Here is a 24061-nt window from a genome sequence, read left to right on the forward strand (position 1 = left end):
CGGGTCACAATCGTGAACATATGGGGCGATCGCCCTTCTGCGAGAAATGATGGGTCAGGAATTGGTCAGGAACAAGAGGTCTCTCGACATAGGAAATACCATTGGGAAAACCATCGAAAATAAGATTGCTGAAGACGTGTGACTGGACTTCGAAAAACTTCTCAAAAAAACAATTCTCTTGAAGCTTTTGTCTGGAGAGTTGCAGCACAAAACTGATTTCAATGAAGACGTGAAAGGCTGTGACATCAATGACTTGAGTTTTTTTGACTGCCCATATCCTAAAGCTGGTCAAATTTAGGTTAAGCTTTTGTAGGTCTTTGTATCAATTCCTTAGATTTGTCTCTAATAATGGCGCATGGTGTTCCAAAGACAGTGGCTGATGTAACCCAACGTGGCGTAGATAGATGCAGCACGAACCTAACGCTGACAGGGCCAGCAGCAAGGTTCTAAGATGCTAGATATGAAGATGCTCGAGGGTATAGACCCGTCAGGTTGAATCTACGATGGCTTGGTTGTAAGTACGTGCACTGTAATCGTCAGGCGGAATGTGAGGGGAAAAGGTGACGAGTTTTTTAAACAGACTGCAATCTTTTGTTAAAGAATTCAGTTCCGATACGCCCGATAAGACCGCTGACGCAGGCAGCGCTAGTCACAGAATTGATGAGATGACTCCTCGATCGCCCTCTCAAACCAATGGGCAAGATGCGACATCCGTGAATGAATCGGCGTATGTTGCAGACGTGCCTAATGGGTATGGTGACCCTGGCAACGGGCAAAACGACCATCCGCAAAATGGTCATCCGCAAAACGATCAGCACAATACGGGTGGGCGATCGCACAAGGTCAAAGTTCCCAAGCCTTTGTACAAGCGATGGCCGGCTTGGGCCGTGATGGTCATCCTCATGGGCTCGACAGGTGCCGCTGTCGCCGCTGTACATGTCGCCCGAGAGTTCACCGCGAGCTTGCCCGATCCAGAGGAAGCGTTGACTTACGAGCGAGATGGAACCCTGACGATTCGGGGAGATGATGGCACGGTGTTGCAGCAGCTAGGGCCTGCAACCCGCGAAAAGCTCAAGCTGGATCAAATTCCTGACCAATTGGTCGAAGCATTTTTGGCATCAGAAGATCGTAAGTTCTACGACCATAACGGGGTCGATTACCGAGCCATTGTGCGCGCGGCCTATGCCAACTTGACGGCAGGCGAAGTTGTAGAGGGTGCCAGTACCATTACTCAGCAGCTCGCTCGCATTGTCTTTTTGGGGCAAGAGCGATCGCTCAGTCGCAAAGCTAGAGAAGCCTTCCTGGCTCACAAAATGGAAGATGAGCTCACTAAAGAGCAAATCTTGGAGCGCTATCTCAATTTGGTGTACTTGGGTTCGGGAGCCTATGGGGTTGCGGATGCCGCCTGGATCTACTTCACCAAGCCCGTTGATGAGCTGACGCTAGCTGAAATGGCCATGATTGTTGGCATTGCCCCAGCTCCCAGCGCCTACTCCCCATTGGTGAACCCCGACGTGGCTCAAACCCGTCGCAATATTGTGCTGGAGCGTATGGCAGCCAGTGGGTTCATAACCCAAGAGGAACAGGTGCGCGCCTCAGCGGAGCCGCTAGAACTGAATCCCAGTCAGCCACGCAACCTAAATAGCCGTTTCCCATACTTCACATCTTACGTTCAGCAAGAGTTGCCCAAGCTGGTCTCTCAGGATGAGATCGAAGCTGGTGGTCTCACCGTTGAAACCACGCTAAACCCAGCGTGGCAAACGTTGGCTCAAGAGACGGTGAATGATGCCATTGAGCGCTATGGAAGTCGGCAGCGCTTTTCGCAAGCGGCTTTGGTTTCAATTGACCCACAAACGGGTGAGATTAAAGCACTCGTGGGGGGGAACGATTTTCTCGACAGCCAGTTCAACCGGGCCACTCAGGCAATGCGCCAGCCAGGTTCAACGTTCAAAATGTTTGTGTATACAGCGGCGATCGCTGCTCGGTTCTCGCCGTACAAAACTTACACAGACGGCAAGCTATTTGTGGATGGGTATGAACCCAAAAACTATGGCGATCGCTACAGTGGCAACCGAACCATGCGCGAAGCCCTAATTAGCTCCATCAATACAATTGCCGTCCAGGTTTTGATTGATGTTGGCTTTGAACCCGTAATTGAACTCGCCCACAAAATGGGCATTCAATCAGATCTGGTTTCCGCCTATTCGCTATCGCTGGGTAGCTCCGAAGTGACTCCTCTGGAGCTGACGAGCGCCTATGGAACCCTGGCAGCCAATGGCAAACACGCTGCACCCCATAGCATTACTCGCATTACCAATCGGCGCGGCGAAGTGCTGTACGAAATGAAACCAGAGCCGGAGCAGGTTCTGGATGAAGAAGCAGCCTCGATCGTGACCTGGATGCTGCGGGGCGTTGTCACGAATGGTACCGGCGGGAATGCAGCTCTGCGAGGGAGAGCCGTGGCTGGTAAAACAGGAACCTCCGAACTCAACCGCGACTTGTGGTTTGTGGGGTATATTCCCCAAGTGGTCACTGGGGTATGGTTAGGCAATGACAACAACCAACCCACCCGAGGTGCTAGCTCAACCGCCGCTCTAGTCTGGCGCAACTTCATGTCTGAGGCTGTAGAAGACATGGAAGTTGAATCATTTACAAGTCCGCCTCGCCGCCTCATTGTCACGGAGCAAACGATTAAACCGGAGCGCATTCGTCCACGCCGCCTGCGAGTTGCCAACTCGGATTCAGGCACCGAGCGTGAATCGACTCGCTCTCGCTCTACGTCGCGCAGCCGAGAATCGACTCGCTCTCGTGAAGCTGAGCCAGAAACACCGACTCGTACCCCCGAAAGCATCACCCCCAGTATTAAACAGCCTGCTGCATCGCCTGATGAAACGGCTCCGGCACCGTCTCGTAACGAGGCTCCTGCCATTGAGGCACCCCCGGCACCTGAGGCACCCCCGGCACCTGAGGCACCTCCAGATCCCCCGGCGGCAGAACGCCCAGCGCCTCCCCCGCCCGAGCCGGCACCTCCTCCACCTGCTCCGGCCGAACCGCCTCCAGCGCCTCCCCCGCCTGCGCCATCGGCAGACGAATAAGCCGAACGATGCCGAGTCCTATACATTGAGTTATATCGGCGGGTAACATCGGCATACAAAATTCATTTGAAGGAGAGTTTGATCGTGTTGGTATTGATGGATGTCACTGCAACGGGAGCTCAGGGTTCATTTCCCTGGTTGTTTACCGCTGTGTATGTTGTCGGTTTTATTGCGGCTGTGTCGATTGGCTCAGTTGCCTGGTACAACTCCAAGCGTCCTCCCGGTTGGGAAGATCAGGAGCGTCCTAATATTGTTCCTGACATTCAAACGGATGATTCGAGCGAATCTTAAGGCTGCTAGTTCAATCAGCACGATTTAGCGGAGCCCCCTCATTCTGCACAGAGCCTGCAAGTTCAGGCTCTGTTGTTGTGTTTGTGGGCAACTCATGCTGCCCGCATGGACGTATAGCGATAGCCAGTTTGATTAAGACATTTTGGGGGGATGGCTTCGCCATCCCCCCAAAATGTCTTTGTCTCAACTAAGCTGGCGACAGCTATATATGCGATTTAGCCTCGACGAAGCCGCGCCATGAAGAAGCCATCCAGGTTGTGATGGTGGGGCAAAATGGTGAGCCATGGATGAGAGGAGGCGATCGCCCCATTGAACCATTGAGTTGGATCTTCGAGCTGCCAGTCGGGATGGGTAGATAGAAACTGCTGTACAACGGCTTCATTTTCCAATGGGTGCAGCGTGCAGGTGGAATATACGAGCACGCCGTCCGGTTTCACCCAAGTCGAGGCATGGTCTAACAGTTCGTGTTGCAGTTGGGCCAACTCAGCAATATTTTCGGCAGACTGCCGCCAGCGAGCATCGGCGTGGCGGTGCAGCGTACCCAAGCCAGAACAGGGAACATCGAGCAAGACGCGATCGCCCTGTCCCACAAACTGGTCTAAGCTGCGGCTGTCGCCAGCACAGGTTTGAATCATGGAGAGCTGAAGCCGTTGAGCATTTTCAGCTACTTTTTTGAGGCGGTTGGCGCTGCGATCGCACGCCCATACCACACCGCGATCGCCCATCAGCTCTGCCAGGTGGGCTGATTTGCCACCCGGAGCCGAGCATGCGTCAATCACCGTTTCGCCGGGTTGCGGATCAAGGAGATAGCCAACGAGCTGAGCGCTGCCATCCTGCACCATCCACCATCCCTCGGCAAATCCCGGCAATCGCTGCACAGCCCCCACGTGCCCTCGCAGCCGCAATCCTTGCGGAGAATAGGGGAGGCGATCGCTCTCAACCCCAACGTGGCTCAACGCGGCTTGTACCTGTTCCACCGTCGCTTTCAACGGATTCACCCTGAGGTCAATGGTTGGGGGCTGGTTAAACCATTGACATAACGCTTCCGTTTCCTGGAGCCCAAACTGATCCACCCAGGTTTGCACAATCCAGTCGGGAAAGCTGTGGAGCATTCCTAAACGGGCGATCGCATCCTCTGGTAATTGCAGCGGGTCGGTTCCGCCCTCACTCGCTCGAATATACTGGCGCAGCAACCCATTCACAAACCCAGATAACCCTGCAAATCCGTTGGTTTTGGCAAGCTCTACTGTGGTGTTTACCGCAGCCGACGCCGGAATCTGATCGAGATAGCGCAGCTGGTACAAGCCTAAATGCAAAATAAGCCGCAGCTTTGGGGCAGGGGCTTTTTGGGCAAATTGGGCAACCAACGTATCAAGGGTTCGCTGCCGACGCACACAGCCGTAGACCAGTTCAGTCATGAGACTGCGATCGCGCGATTCAAGCTCGGAACGATACAGCGCTTGGTCAACTGCGGCATCAGCAAATGCGCCCTTTTGCACGGCCAGCAGCGCCAACAGCGCAATGTGACGAGGATTGGAAGGTGAAGAAGGTGATGTCACTGTTAGGAAGAAACCATCTTAAATTGCAGTCAAGACCAACAGGACTTACGCCGTTTTGAATGATGTTTGGGGCGCTTAGCGCCCCAAACATCATTCAACCCCCTGGTTTTTCGGATGACGTGTGTAAGTCCTAACCAAGACTGATGCACCGTCTCAGTCCCCAAAAAGGCCAAGAGATTTTGAACAGGCTATGCCCATCCAAAATCTCTATACGGCATCTGTCTTTGAGATGTTTTGCGTTATTCGTGAATCCAGGGCATGATGGTAGGCTGCCAGCTCACCAGCTCTGCATCGGTAAACCACAGAGCAATCTCGGTTTGAGCAGTTTCCGGTGCATCAGAACCGTGAATGATGTTGCGGCCAATGTTGGCGCCAAAGTCGCCACGAATAGTGCCCGGCTCAGCATTGAGCGGATTGGTTGCACCGATGAGTTTACGGGCAGATGCAATGACTCCATCACCTTCCCACACCATGGCCACCACAGGGCCAGAGGTAATGAAGTCAACCAGGCCAGCGAAGAAGGGCTTGTCTTTGTGTACACCATAGTGCTGTTCGGCTAGCTCACGAGACACGCTCAGCGCTTTCAACCCCACCAGGGTAAAGCCTTTTTTCTCAAATCGACCGATGATTTCGCCAACCAGACCCCGCTGCACACCATCGGGCTTAATTGCGATAAAGGTACGTTCCACGACTCGTTAGCTCCTAACTTGCAAAACCTTTCTCATGGTCAGAAAAATGGGATCGTTTGTAAAGTGTTCTGCCAGGGAAGGGTTTGTTTTTTTGCGGATGGTTGTGGCGGATGGGCAGGCGAAAAAGGTATTTTGGGGCTGCTTATTGCCAGGATACATAAGGTTTACAGCGAAATACGTTAGACTTTCTATTCGGTCATTTGTCGTTCAAGAGGATAGTCAGAATGGAGCACGTGGTGTCTGTAGAAGAAGACAAACCTGGAGGCAGAAGCCAACTTGCTGACGCGGTTGATGCTTTACAGGTCCACGCGTTGGAAACAGCGGCTCGCCATCCGGCAGCACACCCCACACACTCGGTACAACCGAACGATCCACTCACGAAGAGGCGAACCATGGTACAAGCGCCAACCCCGCAAAGCACCGCCAAGCGCTGGACAATTGAAGACAGCGAAGAACTTTATCGCATCAATGGATGGGGCGATCCTTACTTTTCGATTAATGCTGCAGGCCATGTGACGGTATCGCCTAAGGGCGATCGCGGTGGGTCGCTTGATTTATTTGAGTTGGTGAATGCGCTAAAGCAACGCAATTTAGGTTTGCCCTTACTCATTCGCTTTTCGGATATTTTGGAAGATCGCATTGAGCGGTTGAATGCCGCCTTTGCCAAGGCGATCGCTCGCTACAACTATGAAGGTGTCTATCGCGGCGTGTTTCCGGTGAAGTGCAACCAACAGCGTCACTTGATAGAAGATTTGGTGCGGTTTGGTCGTCCCCATCAGTTTGGATTAGAGGCGGGTTCCAAACCAGAATTGATGATTGCTCTGGCCACGCTTGATACGCCGGGTGCTTTGCTCATTTGCAACGGCTACAAAGATAGCGAGTACATTGAAGCCGCCATTTTGGCTAAGCAGCTGGGCAAAACGGTCATCATTGTGCTGGAGCAAATTGAAGAAGTAGATTTGGTGATTGAAGCCAGCCGCAAGCTTGGCATTTCGCCGATTGTGGGCGTGCGGGGCAAGCTCAGCACGCGTGGGATGGGGCGCTGGGGCGGCTCTGCGGGCGATCGCGCCAAGTTTGGCCTTACCATTCCTGAAATTTTGCAAACGGTAGAAAAGCTCAAAGCGGTGGGTATGTTGGACTGTTTGCAACTGTTGCATTACCACATTGGTTCGCAAATCTCGAACATTAGCGTGATCAAAGATGCGATTCGCGAAGCCAGCCAAATCTATGTGGAGCTAACGGCGCTGGGGGCGAACATGCGCTACTTCGATGTGGGCGGCGGTTTGGGCGTGGACTACGACGGGTCGAAGACCAACTTCTACGCCTCCAAAAACTACAACATGCAGAACTACGCCAATGATGTGATTGCGGAGATTAAGGAAGCCTGCGATGAGCGGGAAATTCCCGTGCCAACTATCATTAGCGAAAGTGGACGGGCGATCGCTTCGCATCAGTCGGTGTTGGTGTTTGACGTGTTGGGGACGAGTGATGTGCTCACCGAAACGCCAGAACCCGTGACGGAAGACGATCATCTGCTGATTCGCAATCTATACGACACGTACAACAACATTACCGCCGACAATTACCAGGAAGCCTACCACGACGCCACCCAGTTCAAAGATGAATCGGTGAGTATGTTTGGGTTTGGCTACCTAAGTCTGACGGAACGCGCTCGTGCCGAGCGGCTCTACTGGGCTTGCTGTGCCAAAATTTTGGCGATCGCCCGCCAGCAAGATTATGTGCCCGATGATCTAGAAGATCTGGAAAAGATCATGGCGTCGATTTATTACGTTAATCTGTCGGTGTTTCAGTCTGCTCCCGACTCGTGGGCGATCGATCAGCTGTTCCCTATCATGCCCATTCACCGTTTGGGCGAAGAGCCAACCTGTCGCGCCACCTTGGCAGACCTCACCTGTGACAGCGATGGAAAAATTGACCAGTTCATCGACTTACGAGATGTCAAGTCGGTGCTGGAGCTACATTCCCTGAAGCGAACGGGGGGCAAAGATAGCGCCCTGGGGCATGAACCCTACTATCTGGGGCTTTTCCTAGGGGGAGCCTATCAGGAAATTATGGGCAACTTGCACAACCTGTTTGGCGATACCAATGCGGTTCACATTACCCTAACGCCCAAGGGATACCAGATTGAGCACGTGGTAAAGGGCGACACGATGAAGGAAGTACTGGGCTATGTGCAGTACGATGCGGAAGATTTGACGGAAAACATTCGCCGCCAAACCGAGCAAGCGCTGCAAGAGCGTCGAATTACGTTGCAGGAGGCGCAACTACTGCTGCAAACCTATGAGCATTCGCTCAGTCGCTACACGTATCTGGCTTCCTAACGGGCGATCGCCATTGCGGCCAGTTGCCAAAGGTCAGTAGAAACGAGAGTGAAAGGTGGATACCTTTCACTCTTTTGCTTTAAGTCAACTTCTGCATTGCAAGGCTGCTAAACTCATGCATCAATGGGATGCATTGAGGACTGACGCACTTCATCCGAAAAAACAGTCCGCCACATTGCGTTCAACCTTTTGCATCAAGATACCTCTGCCAACCGCAAGCTTCCTGACTGCGGTTCATCACGATGAAGAGATAAGCAGAGTCATGCGAATTGGCTGAACACGCCATATTCATGTCGACTTTCTGCCCAAATTATCTGACTAAATTGTTGCTCGGCGGAGTCGGACAACAATTTAGGCTTCAAACAACGATTCGTGCAAGAGGTCTAAATTGTGATGTTGACAGGAATGAAGTAAACACAATCTTCACGACACAATCTCTAGAAACCGTGTTATTCAGGTCATGATTTGAATGATAGGTTTTTTGCTCACGCCACCTCAAATTCTGACCCTGCATAAAAACGAACAAGGAAAGTCCGTTGAACTATAAAGATTTAAGTAATACATGACACCTCCGCCGGGTTGCAAGTTCCGTGTTTCTGCCAGTCTCCCTTATTTTCTATCAAGCTTTACTAAAAGCTGAGAGACCGACCGTTGAGCTGGGTATTCTTGAATCAACGCTGTTCTAGACCAAGCGCACGGGTGATGATTCATCGGTAAACCGTGTTGTGGTAGGGTGCACCAGGTCAATGCGAATTCATAGGTCGCATCGGCTCGGAAAGAAGACCACGTTATACACGCCAACGGGTTCAACTGAAAACCAGTCACTCTTGAGATCTCTATCCCTTGACATCTCTATCATGAGGGGCTCGTAGAACGATTTGTGTGTTGGCTACAGGTTGTAGGTGTATTCTGCAGACCTTTTCTTTCAAATCCACCTGTTTGTGTAAGTGAGTCGCTGTGGCTGAATTGAACAACCTCACCAATCCCATCACTGCAATGAATCAGATTCACCAGATTCATCTGCCGCCGACGTTTACCGTCAATCAGGCTGTTGATTTTAAGCGGAACTTTCAAGAAATCTGCCAAAATAACCCAGATTTAACTCGGGCAATTTTGGATTTTAGCCAGACGATTTTTATGGATAGCAGCGGCTTGGGAGCGCTGGTGTCTGCAAAAAAGCTTGCTCAGAAGCAGCGAATTGAGCTGGTGCTCCGCAATGTTTCCGAGCAGGTCATGATGGTGCTGGCCCTTGCTGACCTGAACAAGCTGTTTGTGATTGAGGAAGCGCCATCTGAGGCCGAGCCGTTGCCGACGGTGCACCATGAAATTGCAGCAGAAGCGAGTCCATCTTTAGCGGAATCGGTTCCTGTTGTTGAGGCCGCCGCTCCGTTTCCTAAGGCTCCTGCTGTTGTAAAACGTCGCCTCAAGCGAGAAGATCCATTCATTACCCATCCCTCGGTGCGATCGCCCTCCAAACGAGCAATGGATATTGCAGGAGCCTTGGTTGGGCTGACCATTACGGGGCTGCTAGCGGTTCCCATTGCGATCGCAATTACGTTGGATGATCCCGGCCCTATTTTGTTCAGCCAGGTGCGCTGCTCTCGAATGGGTCGCCGCTTCAAAATGTGGAAGTTTCGCTCGATGGTGATCAATGCTGAGGCGAAAAAGCACCTGGTGCAAAACGAAGCCAGTGGTGCAATTTTCAAGGCATCCCACGATCCCCGCATTACGCGAGTGGGTCGCATTTTGCGAAAAACCAGCCTGGATGAACTCCCCCAGTTTTGGAATGTGCTGAAGGGCGATATGAGCTTGGTGGGTACACGTCCACCAACTCCCGATGAAGTTGAGCGCTACGAAATTCCCCAGTGGCAACGTCTTGATGTCAAACCGGGTATGACGGGCGAATGGCAGGTTAACGGGCGATCGGCCATCAAGGAATTTGAAGACATTGTTCGGCTCGACTTGCAATATCAAGAGAATTGGAGCCTGATGTATGACATCAAGCTAATTCTCAAAACGGTTTGGATTCTGTTTAACAAAAGCTCTGGTGCTATGTAGTTGAGTTAAGGGGGAGTATTGCCAACTCTGCTTTGCCCGGTTGCACCCTAGCCAAAAGACCCAAAAAAAGAACCTGCATGTTGTGCAGGTTCTTTTTTTGCGGAAATGAGGGTTTCAACCTAAACGCTGGTGAGCTGAGTCCAGTAGCGATCGTATAGCTCAACTGTTTCCTCATCTAGCGGAGCAATTTCCTCGCACTTGGTCAGCAATGCTTCATCGGGATATAGGTTCTTGTTCTGGCGCAGCTCGTCGGGCAGTTGCGCAATTGCGGCCTGACTGGTGGTTGCAAACTTTAGGCGTTCGGCAATGCGGGCAAGGTTGCTAGGCTCCAGCACAAAGTTGAGCCAGGCATAGGCCGCTTCGGGGTTGGGAGCCGTTTTGGGAATCGCCATGGTATCTACCCACAGAGATGAGCCGCTACTGGGAATGATGTATGCCAGATCGGGGTTTTCCTCCATGACCTGAATTGCATCCGATGAATATGCCATGGATGCCAGCACATCACCCGACAAGATGAGGTCTTGCCAGCCGTCGGTTGTGAAGTTGACAATTGCCGGTCTCAGCTCCAACAATTTCTCGTAGGCTTCCTCAATCTCTTGAGGATTGGTGGAATTGTAGGAATAACCGAGCGATCGCAACGATGCCCCCAACACCTCACGTACATCGTTGGATAACGTTAGCTTGCGAGCCAGCTTAGACTGATTGCTCCACAAGTCATCCCAATCGGTTGGGTTAGGTTGCAGCGTTTTGGCATTGTAAATGAGTCCGGTCGTTCCCCAAACGGCAGGAACACTGTACTCATTCCCCGGTAGCGTTTGAAACTTTGCCAAAAGAGTATCTAGTCCGGTAACCTGCGACGGATCAAGCTGCATGAGCATATCCAGCTCAATCATTTGCTGCACCATGTAATCCGACGGATAAATGATGCTGTAGGTATTGCCACCACCCGCTTGCATCCGGGCCAGCATCGTCTCGTTCGAATCGAAAACATCGGCAACCACTTGAATGCCCGTTGCCTCTCGAAAATTTTCGAGCAACTCATCATCGGTGTAGCCAGCCCAGGTGTAGATCCGCAAGGTATTGGAATCGCCACCTGTCTCTGAGCCAGACTGCACATCCGTAAAGGTGCGGCGACAGCTCGACAGGGCGACCCCTGCCAATGCTGCCCCCGACCACTGTAAAAATCGTCGTCTTGACCGCGAAGAGGGTAGTCTGAAATGATTCATCGCTGGATCGTATTCCTTCGCACACCAGTGCTTACGCTAAGGGATTAACTGTGCCGCATCATTCTTAATGTCGGCACAAGGCCAGGCGTGTGCAAGAGGTTGAGTTCTGGTATTCGTCCTCATTCCTCAAAGTCGCCTGCCATTTATTATCCCCAGGAATGAGCAATTTGCTAAAGACTGTTATGTTAAATACATTTCTGAGCCTATGAACAAATCCCTCTACAGCACTCCAAAGCTATTGCTTAGGCTGGTTCTCTGCTCAACCTAACCTACAAACCTTTAAAGGGGAGTGAGAGAGGTGTGTCAACTGGGTTGACGAAAGCTGCAAGGCTGCCCCTTAATCTTTCAGATGCGCCGCAAAGCGTTGCAGTGGGCAGGCTTTACGGCGCAGTGTCATAACTTTAGGTTTGGGCAGACGTTGCCTTCATCGTGAGGGTTATCTGATGTGAATCCTCACGTTCCCTCTTTCCCAAAGGTCATAAAGTGCCAACCTTTGCGGCGATCGCCCGTCATATCAAACACCACATGCTTCACAATGGTGTATTCTTCGAGCGCATAATGCGACATATCTTTGCCAACGCCGCTCATCTTAAACCCACCATGGGGCATTTCGCTGGCAATCGGTAAGTGATCATTCACCCAGACTGTGCCAGCCTGCAACGCCTTAGAAACCCGCATTGCCCGCTGCACATTGAGCGTCCACACGCTAGCGGCCAAGCCGTAGGGAGTGTCATTGGCCAGCTCAATGGCTTCCTCCTCGGTTGAAAAGCGCTTAATCACCAGCACCGGGCCAAAAATTTCTTCGCACACACAGCTTGCCGTTTGGGGTGGGTCCACAATTAGCGTTGGCGGGAAATAGTAACCCTCGGATGGAACATCGCCACAGGTAATCACTTGGTAGCCCTGCTGTTTGGCCTCCTCAACATAGCCCGCAACTTTGTTGAGCTGCGCTTGGCTCGATAGCGGCCCAATGTCGGTATTGGCCTCAAACGGATCGCCCACCACCATTTGCTTGGATAGGTCAGTAAGGCGCGTTACAAACTGATCAAACACGTCATTTTGTACATAAATGCGGGTTGCAGCGGTGCAATCTTGGCCGGAGTTTTGGAAACCGCCCACGATCGCCCCATGGGCAGCCGCTTCAATGTCAGCATCTGCAAACACCACAAAGGGAGCCTTGCCACCCAATTCCAGCGTGACTCGCTTGATCAGGGGGCTAGCCAACTCGGCCACACGCTTGCCCGTGCGGGTGCTGCCCGTAAAGCTAATCATGCCAATGTCGGGATGGGTGCAAATGGCCTCTCCAACCTCAACTCCACCCGTCACAACGTTAATCAATCCTTCGGGCAGCCCTGCTTCTAAAGCAATCTCAGCCAGCCGAATGGTTGTGATGGGCGTGTTGGGGGCTGGCTTCAGCACAATAGCGTTTCCAGCGGCGATCGCCGGAGCAATCTTCCAAATCGCCATCATAAACGGATAGTTCCACGGGGTAATGGCCCCCACAATGCCAATCGGCTCACGTCGCAACATGCTCGTATAACCACTCACATACTCGCCTGCCGCCGCGCCCTCTTGTCGTCGCGCCACCGAAGCAAAGTAACGCAAATTATCAATCGAGAACGGAATATCGCCATTCACAGTTAGCTTCAGTGCTTTGCCGGCATTGCGGCTCTCCAGTTCGCACAACTCCTCGCTGTGGGCTTCCAACGCATCGGCAAACTTCATCAACGCGGCACACCGCTCCCCGTAGGACAACGCCGCCCATCCCGGCTGCGCTTGCTTTGCAGCGGTCACCGCCCGATCCACATCGGCTGCGCTACCCAAAGCCACCGTTGCAAACACCTGACCCGTCGCCGGCTCAAGGATGTCTTCGCTACCCGTACTCACTTTCTCTCCACCGATCACCATTGGGTAGTGAATCAATTTTTCTGTCGTTGCAGTCATAACAACCTCGTGAATTGAAAAACCGACAAATTTATGCGGCAAAGCTTTTAGAAGAAATGCGCTTTTAAGGTCACGCTAAATTCTGCATCTTCTCCTGATTGTATGTCTGTCGCCGATGATTCAGCTTGAGTTCATAGTATTTCGCAATGGAGAAAAGATAACAGGCTGAAGTGTCGGCACAGAACTGAATGTAGAGCATAAATGTGACGATATGTATCCAACCGGAATTCCTCTAGCGACAGAGATACAAAGGGGCTGAATCTGTTCTTTGGGCAGAGGTTGAAGCTGATTCGAACCGAATAAACTGCATACATAACGTCAGCAAAACGTGATAAACGCAAGCACCTGTTTTTGCAAACAAGTTTGAAGAATAGAAAGATTAAACGCGGGGGGAAGTACTCATGGTAAATAGAAATCCGTTAAACCGAGATAACCGTACTGATGAAAATCGTCTTGATCAGATAAACGAGACGACTCCGAACACGATTGACAATGTGAATACACGCCGGGTTACGCCAACCGAGGTTGCCTATCGCGATGGGTATGCAGAAGGCCGCACGAATGAGCATCGGCTCTCGCAGACCCGCAACTATCGCGAAACCGATAGCTTTGCTGGCGGGGCATTTCTAGGAATTATTTTGGCCTCAATTGTTGCATTGATGGCAGGAATTATCTACGTTGCAACCCGTGCTCCCGAAGAAGCCCCAGCCAATACCACTGCACCCGGTGCTGTTGAACCTGGAGTAAACGGAACAACGGTGCCACCGGCCCAGCCCAGTCAAATTAATGTGGCTCCTGCGGCCCCACCGACTGTGAACGTGGCCCCTGCACCTCCCCCGGATGTGAACGTTGATGTCATTGCGCCATCGCCTGTACAACCGCCTGCTGCCCCCTCAGTCGAACAGCCTGTTGGAACTGGGACGGAGTCTGTGGCTCCTCAGGTGGAACCCCAAGCAGATGGGACTCAGCCTGAGGCCGCTCAACCTGTTGCACCCGAAACTGGTGTTCCTGTCCAGTAGGTTTGCATAGGAGGGGTGCCAACTCTACCCCCATTCGCAAACTACACGCAAACGATTGTTACCTAGCTGAAAAGGCGCTTCTCCCAGATGGAGAAGCGCCTCTCTTACAGGGTTTGAGGATGGGTGTAAGTACCTTAGCACCATCAAAAAACAGACCCCAAAATGCTGTGAATGATGAACGACCATCGCATCCAGTGGATTGCCTGAAGCATCTAGGACTCATGCACTGCATCCGAAAACTAAAGGATTGAATGATGTTTGAAGCTCTAAGCGCTCCAAACATCATTCACTTGCGTAAGTCCTGGCATTATTGACTAGGAATTGATCAACGAAAATCCACACCATACTCAAAAGTTTATGGACCTTGGGATGGTGTGGATTGTTGCTTTCAAAGATGCTGAACAGTTTTGGATAGAGAATGCTAGAAGAGAGTAAACCGTGAGCGATCGCGTATTCGCTCTATCCTCTATTCCGTTTCAGGTTGAATACCCGTTCGTTCTTGAGCCTGTTGTCTGGAGCGCAAGCTCATGTATGGACGATGTGTGTTTTATTTATGACTTGCGGTGGTAGTTGGCCGTCATAAAGTGATACCACTGGCCATTATCTTTCAAGATATGGGAAGTCATCACTCGGTGATCAGGACTCTTAAATTCGAGTACGTCTTGATACTGGGCCATGGTGCCGTCGCCTGCCATGGATGGCCCCTCAGAGTTGAGCGTTAGCACGGTTTGATCGGCGTTCAGTTCGCCATCATATTGCCAGAGTTCTGTCATGATTGAGCCAACCCAGGTTCCAACGTAGCGCTGTTTGCGCGGGTCGTAGCCCAGGGTCATCAGCGTTGTGACAGGGCCACATCCGGGCATCTCTCCTTGCCCTTCTGCCAAAACCCAAAGTCCACCGAGCGATCGCACCGTTTCAGCTCCGGTTGAGGTTTCGTTGGGTTGCTCCGCTTCCATTTTGACTTCGGCTTCGTAAGTCCACTCACCGACCAGTTGATGCAACCACTGATGTTCTGCTTGCGGTTGAGCCTGCATAGTCGATTCCGGTTGAGTTTGAGTTTCCATGGTGTTGTCTCCTTATGGTTCATTGACCAATCAATGTGGTTTGTTGGAAATTAATATCGCGATCGCACATGCGCTTCAATGAAGATGACTCTTCAGGCTGACTTATCCGTAGGTTGGCTTTTGGGGCCAGCCAGCGGGCGAATCTTCGAAATCTTCTTGTCGTCCATAGGGTGTCATATCCAGCAAACTGTAGGAATCGGTGAGCGATTCTACCCCACGGGCGTAGGTTGAATAGGTGTGAAACACATCGTTGTCGATGCGAAAGAACACGCTAAGCCCATGACTTTCACCCTGCATCACATTTGGCCCATGCAATTGCTCTAGTTCTGCCTGGTTGCGATAGTTGTACTCAATGGGGGTAACGGTGGCATCGAGCGTGACGTGGAAATCGTAGTTAAAGTCACTGCCAAAGGAGGAATACCACGGTAGATTCCAGCCTTGGCCCGCTTGATAGGCTGCGAGCTTAGGTCGGGGAGCGCGCGAAACGAGTGCTAAAGTTGTGTTGCGCTCATGCAAGAGAGACAAGTCACCCAAGGCATTGACAAAGCCTGTGCAGCCCATGCACCCCTTCTCCCAACTGGGATCAAACATGAAGTGGTAGATGATGAGTTGCGTGTAGCTATCAAACATATCGATGAGTTTGACCGCACCATTAGGGCCTTCAAAGGTGTAGTCTTTCTCCAGCCTGACCATGGGAAGCCTGCGTCGTTCGGCATTAATGCGATCGCGATGTTTGGTTAATTCTTTTTCGTGTTCGAGTAGCGTTTTGCGAGCGGTGAGCCATACATCTCGATTGGCAATGGCTGGATGGGCAACTGTGGTTTGATTCATGATGAGTCTCCTTTCACGATTCCATTCTTTTGGGTATTCACACACCTGTTGCTTCTGCTACGGTTTCCGTTGATTGAATGGTGTTGGGATCCATATACATCAGTTCCCAAATGTGTCCATCCAAGTCTTGAAACCCTTGAGCATACATGAATCCGTGGTCTTGAGGATCACTGTAGGTTTTGCCACCGGCGGCGATCGCGTGACGAACCATGGCATCCACTGTTTCTTTGCTGTCCATGGATAAGCACGTCAGCACTTCGGTACTCTTGGTTGCATCACAAATGGCGTTGGGGGTAAATTCTTGAAACTTTGAATGAGTCAACAGCATCACAAAAATGTTGTCGGCAACAATCATGCAAGTTGCTGTTTCATCGGTGAATTGAGGATTGAACTGAAAGCCGAGTTGTTGAAAAAATGCGATCGAGTGCTGGAGATTGGCGACGGGTAGGTTGACAAAAATTTGAGTCGTCATTGTTACTCCTATTGTGGATGCTGTGGATGAATGAGTGAACAACTAGTACACAGAAAGTTGAAATAATCCTGGAAGCTGTTCAGGATGCTGTAGAGAATTTAATTGACCTGATCGCAGTTGATCATCCAGGGCGTTCCAAACTGATCCACCAACATGCCAAAGCGAACAGACCAAAAGGTTTGTGCGATCGCCATTTTTATGGTGCCGTTTTCTGCCAGTGCGTGAAATAAACGTTCTGCCTCATCAGGCTCGGGTACGCTCACCTGCACATAAAATCCTTGGGGTGGCTCAAAATATCCGGGAGGGCAGTCAGATCCCATCAAGAGGCGGCTCTCTGAGGGAGAAGTCCCGCCACCGTCCAATTCAAGACAGGCGTGCATAATTTTGTTGTGCCATTCCGGCGAAACCTCGTCTGCGGAGGGGGCCTCTGCATGGGTCATCATCATGGTGATTTTGCCACCGAGACATTGCTCGTAAAAGTTGAAGGCTGCCTCACAATTTCCGTTGAACATGAGATAAGAATTGATTTTCATGGTGGCTCCTGGAGGAGGTTGATCGAAGGTTTCTAGGGGTTGAGGGTGAAGACGGCTTGGGCTGTGTCGGGCGCAAAGGGTACTGAAATGTGTTCGTGCACAATTTGCCATGTGTCTTGAACTTTCTGGCACACGGCGGTTGCCCGCATCCACAGTTGCATTGCGGGGTGGTTTTGTTCGCCGATGAAGCGAAAGAGCCAGTGGGCCGTTGCCAGGTTCGTGTTTGCAGTGATCACCAGGTCTCGAGTTTCCATGCCAAATGCATCTGGGAAGCAGGGTAGGCAATCTTCCCATAGCTGGCGAACAGCGCTGTGACCTTTGGTTTGAAATGGGGGGGTGACATCAAAAATGATGATTTCAGGAGCATACCGAGCCATGATTTGATCAACATTTTTGGTGCAGATGGCGTGCTGCTGATCGGAAATCAGTTGACGAATTTCTGCTTCGTGGGTGGTGACGGGATGAGTTGTCGGCATAGATTTTTCTCCTTCCGTAATTTCACGTTTTCGGGGATGCAATGGCAGGGTTCAAGGCTCTGGAAGTCCGGCCACTTCCAGGACAGGGCGAATTTCGACGGTGCCAGCTCGGGCCCCTGGAATTTGGGAGGCGATCGCGATCGCTTCATCCAAATCCTGGGCATTGATCAGAAAGAATCCCCCCAACTGTTCGCGGGTTTCGGCGAACGGGCCATCGGTTACCAGGGGTTTGCCATCGCGCACGCGCACGCTGGTTGCTGTTGAAACTGGGTGTAGCGGAGCCGTTGCAAGATATTGCCCCTTGGCATTTAGTTGTTGGGCGAGTTGAGCAGATTCCACATAGCAGTGCTCCCGCTCGGAGTCGCTCAAGGCGTGTTCATTCATGTAAATCAACAGCAAATATTTCATGCGGTGGCCTCCATCTTTTGGGTATCCATTCGTGCCTGTAGAAATGAGTCGAATTGCGATCGCGCAAATCGACATTGCGCTGAAAAATTTTGGATTCGATACGATCAAGCTTTGTTTCTGTTGTAAGTGAGTCGAACGGGCCTTGCCGAAATCGACAGGTTGTTCAAATTTTTTTGTAAAGTATGGTTTCAAATACAGCGGCAGAGGTCGCTCAAGCGATCGCCTCTACGTACCGTGCAGAATGGGGAAGCATTATCGCCATCCTGATCCGATTGGTGGGTGATTTTGATGTGGCAGAAGAAGCCGCACAAGAAGCCTTTGCGGCGGCAGTCCAACAATGGCAGGATGGCGGCATTCCCAATCTTCCCCGCGCGTGGATTATCCGCACAGCCCGCTACAAAGCCATCGATCGCCTGCGTCGCAAAACGCGGCTAACCGAGAAGCTGGAATGGTATGCCGCTTCTGGGCTCATTCCATCCAGCGAAGACCCCGCCTATGACCGCGAGGATATTCCAGACGATCGGTTACGGCTCATTTTTACCTGTTGTCATCCAGCCTTGGCCATAGAAACCCAAGTGGGATTGACCTTGCGAATGCTGGGGGGGCTAGAAACTGATGAGATTGCCCGCGCGTTTTTGGTGCCGACTGCAACGATGGCTCAACGGTTGGTGCGCGCCAAACGCAAAATTCGAGATGCTGGAATTCCCTACAAGGTGCCAGATACTGCTGCGATCGCCCCTCGTATTGAAGCCGTGCTGAAGGTGATTTACCTCATCTTTAACGAAGGGTATGCGGCTACCAAGGGAGACGGAATGCTGCGGGCGGATTTGTGTACCGAAGCGATTCGCCTGGGAAAACTGGTGCGGCAGTTGATGGCTCCCCATCCACCTGCGGAAGTGACCGCCCTAGTGGCGCTGATGTTGCTGCACGATTCGCGGCGAGATGCCCGTTTGGATGCGGCAGGCGATCTCATTTTGCTGGAAGATCAGGATCGGCGTCTCTGGAATCATTCGCAAATTGCGGAGGCGTTGCCCCTGGTGGAAGAAGCCTTGCGCGATGGCCCAGGAGGGTATGCACTGCAAGCGGCGATCGCAGCCCTGCACTGCCAAGCCCCACATGCCGAAAATACCGATTGGCCCCAAATTGCGCGACTGTATGAGGTGCTGGAACGGGTACAGCCCTCGCCAATCGTGTCGTTGAACCGGGCCGTGGCGATCGCCATGGCTAGCAGTCCTCAGGCTGCCATGGAACTGATTGATGGGTTAGCCGTTGAACTCGATAGCTACCATCTCTTTCACGCCACACGGGCAGATTTGTTACGCCGCATGAACGCATTTGAGGACGCAGCCCAACACTATCAGCGGGCGCTGGAACTAGTCACAAACGATAGCGAACGTCGCTTTCTAGAACGGCGATTGCGCCAAGTGCAAACCTAGGGACTGCCCTCATTCAATCTGAACTTTTGAGTGGATGTGAGGATTCGTCTGATTGTTCAGCCCGGTTGCCTGTCTGTACGGGGATGATTGGCGGCAAAATGTACTTTGATAATAATTTTATTCGGTCGCTGCTTAAAGTTTGTGCATTAAACTTTAGTCATATTAATTCGTTGAGATGTGGCGATCGCTCCTCAACGAATCTTTGATTTATCATTTATAAATAATTAAGCCGGTGCTAAATATATAAAAACTTAATTAATTTATGAATTGATTGACGTTCATAATTTGGCACTTATTATCTAAGTATCTATTAATTTTGCAGTAGATAAATTTTGTCACGATCAATCAATTTTTGCCTTCATGACTGTTGCTGCTTATCTCACGAAATGTAAAGTCAACCTGATTCATCTTAAACATTCATTCAAGACAAAATTAACCTTGGCGAGAGCATAAGTATAAAAGCAGTTTTGTTTCCTGATGTTCGGCTAAAGCCGTTGATGAGTATAGATTCTGTAGTTGCTTTAAATTACCCTGAGAGTGTTATTTTCAAGAGGTTCTTTAGATGTTTCTTATAACCAGACTTTAAAGTGTACTGAAGGGAATACCATCTTAGCCATATCAAGCTTTAGTCAACTTCGTGACTCGATTTTTGCTCAGACGACCTAAACTGAGTTTGGCATTTCAGCTGGGCTTGTCATTTGGTGCGATCGCATTTCTACTCGCGCTCATTTCTGGATGGATAACCGGGAGGCTGGCCCAATACCAGCTCGAAAAAAACGTAGGTGGTACACTAGTCCATTTATCTCACGATCTCTCTTACACGCTCGATCAAAGTATGTTTGAGCGTTATCGAGAAGTGCAGATCTTGGCAGGGCTACAATCGCTGTACAGCTCACAAATCCCACTCGCAGAGAGGCAGGCCCTGCTGGATACCCTGCAAGCCACCTATCCAGACTACTCTTGGATTGGCTTTGCCGATGCGGATGGCACGGTTCAGGTCAGCACTCAAGGCTTGCTGCAGGGGCAAAACGTTGCTAGTCGTCCCTGGTTTCCGAATGCTCGCTATGGGCCGTATGTAGGGGACGTTCACGATGCGGTACTGCTTGCTAAGCTGTTGGCTCCCGATTCTGAAGAGCCATTAAGGTTTGTCGATATCTCGGCCCCTGTTGTGGATGCCCAGGGGCGATTTCAGGGAGTTTTGGGTGCACACTTGAACTGGCAATGGGCTTCCGCAGTGGAAGCGGTTTTGAGAAATACTCCCGTTGCGGATGGGAAAGAAATTTTTGTATTGGATAAAAATGCTACGGTGCTGCTGGGGCCACCTGGATGGGATGGCAAAACATTAAACTTGCACAGCGTTGATCTTGCTCGAACGGGGCAAGATGGCTACATTATTGAGCGTTGGCCGGACAAGCAAACTTATTTGACCAGTTTTTCGCAAAGCAAGGGATATCGAACTTATCCCGGATTGGACTGGATTGTGCTAGTGCGTGTGGATACTGCGATCGCCTTTGCTCCAATTCGAGATCTTCACCGACAAATACTTTGGGGTGGGTTAGTACTCAGCAGTGGGTTTACAGTGCTGGGCTGTTGGGTGGCTCAACGCATGACTCGTCCCATCCTCAACATTGCCTCTGCTGCCGAACAAATTCGACAAGGAAACCGCACGGTAGAAATTCCAAACTCGCTCTACCAACCAGAAATTTCTCAACTTTCTCAAGCGCTGAGACAGCTGATTTATGACTTAATCGAAAACGAGCATGAATTAGAAAAACAACTTGTACAGCGACAGCAAATGGCAGAGTCTTTGCACCGAAGCGAGGAGCAACTGCGCCAAATTGTAGACAATATTGAAGATGCATTGTTGCTTAAGGAAGTGGGTACGGGGCGCGTTATCTACTACAACACAGGGTATACCAGACTCCATGCAGATTTAGCCCCTCAGGGTCTCGAAGATATTCATCGCTGGATGCGATCGCTCCACCCTGATGATTACGCCCGCATCTCGCAAAAACTGCAATCTCAGCTCAACGGTGTTTCCTTTACCCAAGAAGATTATCGCCTTGTCACGGCGGATGGCAGTATTCGCTGGATTTCGGATCGGGCATTTCCGATTCGGGATGAAACTGGCAAGGTGTATCGCTATGCCGTCATCAAACGAGATATTAGCGATCGCAAGCACGCCGAAGAAATTCTCAAAACTCTCTTAGAAAATACCGCCTCTGTTACAGGGCAACAGTTTTTCTACACACTGGTTCAACATCTTGCAACCGCCCTAGATGTTGAGCATGTCTTTATCGCCGAACAATGTTTAGGCGGCACCATGAAGACCCTCGCCTTTTGGTCGCAAGGCCAAATGCAAACTAATCTGTGTTTTAGTTCAGACAATGCTCCCTGCTGCTTTATTCTCACCCAAGGGATTTATTACTGCCCCACGGAAGTGGCTCAACGGTTCCCCCAAAATTTATTTCTCAGCAAAATTCAAGCGCAGGGCTATTTTGGCATAGCCCTCAAAAACGCAGTTGGGCAGATCTTAGGTACTCTGTGTGCTATCAGCAGCAAGCCCTTGGGCGATCAAAGTCACTACATCACAATCTTGCACATTTTTGCTTTACGAGCGGTTGCCGAACTGGAACGACAGCAAGCCGAAATTACACTGCGCGATCGCGAAGAACGCTTTCGCCTGTTAGCAGAAAACACCCGAGATTTGATTTGTTTGCATGAAATCAATGGGTGTTTTCTCTATCTCAGTCCTTCCTGTAAAGCGTTACTTGGGTTCGAGCCAAGCGAATTGCAGGGTAAAAACCCATTGCACTTACTTCACCCAGATGATCGCCGCATCGTTCAAGTTGCAATTCGCCAAACCGTTACTCATAACCGCGAGTCTCCAATTACCTACCGAATTCGCAAAAAAAATGGAGACTATATCTGGCTAGAGAGTTTTGTAAAACCTGTCACGATGCATGACCATCAGCAGGTTTATCTACAAACGAGTTCTCGCGATGTTACAGATAAGGTTCGCATTCAGGAGCAGCTTCAGTATGATGCTGTTCACGATTTACTCACGGGCTTGCCAAATCGGACGCTGCTGCTGGAACGGTTGAACCTGGCCTTAGAGCGACTTGATCAAAATGCTCGATTTTTGTTTGCGGTTCTGTTTGTCGATTTAGATCGCTTTAAGATGATCAATGACAGCCTGGGGCATTTGGCTGGCGATCAACTTTTATTGATGGTTGCGGCAAAGCTTAAGGCCGCTATTCGACCCACGGATTTGGCGGCACGACTGGGTGGAGATGAGTTTGTGATTTTGCTTGAAGATGTGGAAAATCCCCAGGATGTTTTTCGGGTGAGCGATCGCATTTTGGAATGTTTGCGATCGCCCGTTGAATTGGGTACCCACGAAGTTGTCATGAGTGCCAGTATTGGCATCGTTATGGGAACTTCAGCCTATAAAAGTAGTCTGGATTTGTTGCGAGATGCCGACATTGCGATGTACTCCGCCAAAGAAAAAGGCAAAGATTGCTATGCCATTTTCAACACAGCCATGCATGTTCAAATTATTCGGCAACTTGAATTAGAAAATGATCTGCGACAAGCGATCGAAGGCCGTCAATTTACATTGTTCTATCAACCAATCGTGTCTCTTGCATCCGGTCAGTTGTCCGGGTTTGAGGCTCTTGTTCGGTGGCAACATCCTCAAAAAGGAATGGTTTCTCCTGCTGAGTTTATTCCGATTGCCGAGGAAACAGGGCTGATTGTGCCGTTGGGGAAATGGATTTTGCAAGAAGCTTGCCAGCAAATGGTGACTTGGCAAACCCAATTTGCCGCAGCTCTTCCTCTCAAAATCAGTGTGAACCTATCGGTAAAGCAGTTACGAGAAGCGTGTTTGCTCAGCCAAATTGAGCATATTTTGCATGAGACGGGATTGCCAGGTAGCAGCTTGGCGCTTGAAATTACCGAGAGTATCCTAATGCAAGATATTGCGATTGTTAGCGATGTGCTGGAGCAACTAAGAGCATGGCATATTCAGATTAGTATTGATGATTTTGGTACGGGTTTTTCATCGCTCAGCTATCTTCATCGTCTGCCAGTGAATAATTTGAAAATTGATCGCTCGTTTATTACAAACTTGCTGGATAGCCCTAGAAATTTAAATGTGACTAGCACTATTATTAAGCTGGCTGATGAGTTGGGCATCAATGCGATCGCCGAAGGGATTGAATCAGCCGAACAGTTGAGGCAGCTTAAGTTTCTTGGCTGTGAACTGGGTCAAGGATACTTATTTGATGCCCCAATTGCGGCTGATGCGGCTCAGCAGTTGATTTGCCATCTCAGTGCTACCCAGCGCACAGTTTCTAGATTTTCTTCCATAGTGCGCTCGTTAGATGTTTAGCAGATCGTTCAAAGTAAGTACCTTGACACCATTAAAAACCAAACCCTAAAACTACCTGAGTTTTGGACAGGGCTTACGCAAGCCCCCTAAATCTGGTGTGTTGGTGTTGTGGGTAGGGTGCTTTGCACCCTACCCACAACACCAATGCGCAAGTCCAGTTGGATAAGCTGAAGTGCCCATTTTTGCATACGCAACGCGCACGCAAAAATGGGCTTTTCTCAGGTT

The 24061-nt window shown here is 50.6% G+C and carries 17 protein-coding genes; 7 read left to right on the plus strand and 10 right to left on the minus strand.

Translation table 11 applies throughout. The features are described 5' to 3' along the window. The first annotated feature begins 665 nt into the window (after positions 1-665). Complete coding sequence (locus ACQ4M4_RS10545; protein WP_430684460.1) at positions 666-3095, plus strand: transglycosylase domain-containing protein; 2430 nt, start codon at positions 666-668, stop codon at positions 3093-3095. An 84-nt stretch (positions 3096-3179) separates the two neighbouring features. Next, positions 3180-3386, plus strand: coding sequence for a photosystem II assembly protein Psb35 (gene psb35 / locus ACQ4M4_RS10550; protein WP_430684461.1), 207 nt, complete (start codon positions 3180-3182; stop codon positions 3384-3386). Positions 3387-3601: 215 nt separating this feature from the next. Here the strand turns inward: psb35 and ACQ4M4_RS10555 are convergent, their stop codons facing one another. Then, positions 3602-4945, minus strand: coding sequence for a 16S rRNA (cytosine(967)-C(5))-methyltransferase (locus ACQ4M4_RS10555; RefSeq protein ID WP_430684462.1), 1344 nt, complete (start codon positions 4943-4945; stop codon positions 3602-3604). A gap of 239 nt (positions 4946-5184) precedes the next feature. Beyond that, positions 5185-5634, minus strand: coding sequence for a nucleoside-diphosphate kinase (gene ndk / locus ACQ4M4_RS10560; RefSeq protein WP_430684463.1), 450 nt, complete (start codon positions 5632-5634; stop codon positions 5185-5187). A 224-nt stretch (positions 5635-5858) separates the two neighbouring features. On the opposite strand from ndk, the gene speA reads away from it, so the two are divergent. Together speA and ACQ4M4_RS10570 are read left to right on the plus strand one after the other, a co-directional pair. Then, positions 5859-7976, plus strand: coding sequence for a biosynthetic arginine decarboxylase (gene speA, locus ACQ4M4_RS10565; RefSeq protein WP_430684464.1), 2118 nt, complete (start codon positions 5859-5861; stop codon positions 7974-7976). A 957-nt stretch (positions 7977-8933) separates the two neighbouring features. Next, positions 8934-10034: a sugar transferase gene (locus ACQ4M4_RS10570; protein ID WP_430684465.1), complete on the plus strand. Its 1101-nt coding sequence runs from the start codon at positions 8934-8936 to the stop codon at positions 10032-10034. Positions 10035-10153: 119 nt separating this feature from the next. Here the strand turns inward: ACQ4M4_RS10570 and ACQ4M4_RS10575 are convergent, their stop codons facing one another. Next, positions 10154-11260 carry an ABC transporter substrate-binding protein gene (locus tag ACQ4M4_RS10575; RefSeq protein ID WP_430684466.1) on the minus strand — a complete coding sequence of 369 codons (1107 nt, stop codon included), beginning with the start codon at positions 11258-11260 and terminating at the stop codon, positions 10154-10156. 453 nt (positions 11261-11713) lie between these two features. Continuing rightward, positions 11714-13204 carry an aminobutyraldehyde dehydrogenase gene (locus tag ACQ4M4_RS10580; protein ID WP_430684467.1) on the minus strand — a complete coding sequence of 497 codons (1491 nt, stop codon included), beginning with the start codon at positions 13202-13204 and terminating at the stop codon, positions 11714-11716. A 401-nt stretch (positions 13205-13605) separates the two neighbouring features. Between ACQ4M4_RS10580 and ACQ4M4_RS10585 the strand changes: the two genes are divergently transcribed. After that, positions 13606-14223: a hypothetical protein gene (locus ACQ4M4_RS10585; protein WP_430684468.1), complete on the plus strand. Its 618-nt coding sequence runs from the start codon at positions 13606-13608 to the stop codon at positions 14221-14223. A gap of 551 nt (positions 14224-14774) precedes the next feature. Here the strand turns inward: ACQ4M4_RS10585 and ACQ4M4_RS10590 are convergent. From ACQ4M4_RS10590 to ACQ4M4_RS10615, 6 genes are all read right to left on the minus strand, one after another. Further along, positions 14775-15287 (minus strand): DUF1579 domain-containing protein, encoded by a 513-nt coding sequence (locus ACQ4M4_RS10590; protein WP_430684469.1) that lies wholly within the window; start codon positions 15285-15287, stop codon positions 14775-14777. Between the two features lie 102 nt (positions 15288-15389). Beyond that, a complete protein-coding gene (locus ACQ4M4_RS10595) occupies positions 15390-16118 on the minus strand; it encodes a DUF899 domain-containing protein (RefSeq protein WP_430684470.1) in 729 nt (242 codons plus the stop codon). A gap of 37 nt (positions 16119-16155) precedes the next feature. Continuing rightward, complete coding sequence (locus tag ACQ4M4_RS10600; protein ID WP_430684471.1) at positions 16156-16590, minus strand: VOC family protein; 435 nt, start codon at positions 16588-16590, stop codon at positions 16156-16158. Positions 16591-16688: 98 nt separating this feature from the next. After that, on the minus strand, positions 16689-17123 hold the full coding sequence (locus ACQ4M4_RS10605) for a VOC family protein (RefSeq protein WP_430684472.1): 435 nt from the start codon (positions 17121-17123) through the stop codon (positions 16689-16691). Between the two features lie 32 nt (positions 17124-17155). Then, positions 17156-17599 carry a YybH family protein gene (locus ACQ4M4_RS10610; protein ID WP_430684473.1) on the minus strand — a complete coding sequence of 148 codons (444 nt, stop codon included), beginning with the start codon at positions 17597-17599 and terminating at the stop codon, positions 17156-17158. A 51-nt stretch (positions 17600-17650) separates the two neighbouring features. Next, positions 17651-18007, minus strand: coding sequence for a YciI family protein (locus tag ACQ4M4_RS10615; protein ID WP_430684474.1), 357 nt, complete (start codon positions 18005-18007; stop codon positions 17651-17653). 182 nt (positions 18008-18189) lie between these two features. Between ACQ4M4_RS10615 and ACQ4M4_RS10620 the strand changes: the two genes are divergently transcribed. Both ACQ4M4_RS10620 and ACQ4M4_RS10625 read left to right on the plus strand, forming a co-directional pair. Next, positions 18190-19443 (plus strand): RNA polymerase sigma factor, encoded by a 1254-nt coding sequence (locus ACQ4M4_RS10620; protein ID WP_430684475.1) that lies wholly within the window; start codon positions 18190-18192, stop codon positions 19441-19443. 637 nt (positions 19444-20080) lie between these two features. Beyond that, positions 20081-23836, plus strand: a complete 3756-nt coding sequence (locus ACQ4M4_RS10625) for an EAL domain-containing protein (RefSeq protein ID WP_430684476.1) — start codon at positions 20081-20083, stop codon at positions 23834-23836. The last annotated feature ends 225 nt before the right edge of the window (positions 23837-24061 follow it).

Source organism: Leptolyngbya sp. AN02str, from assembly GCF_050565595.1.
In the GTDB taxonomy this organism is placed as follows: domain Bacteria; phylum Cyanobacteriota; class Cyanobacteriia; order Elainellales; family Elainellaceae; genus Kaiparowitsia.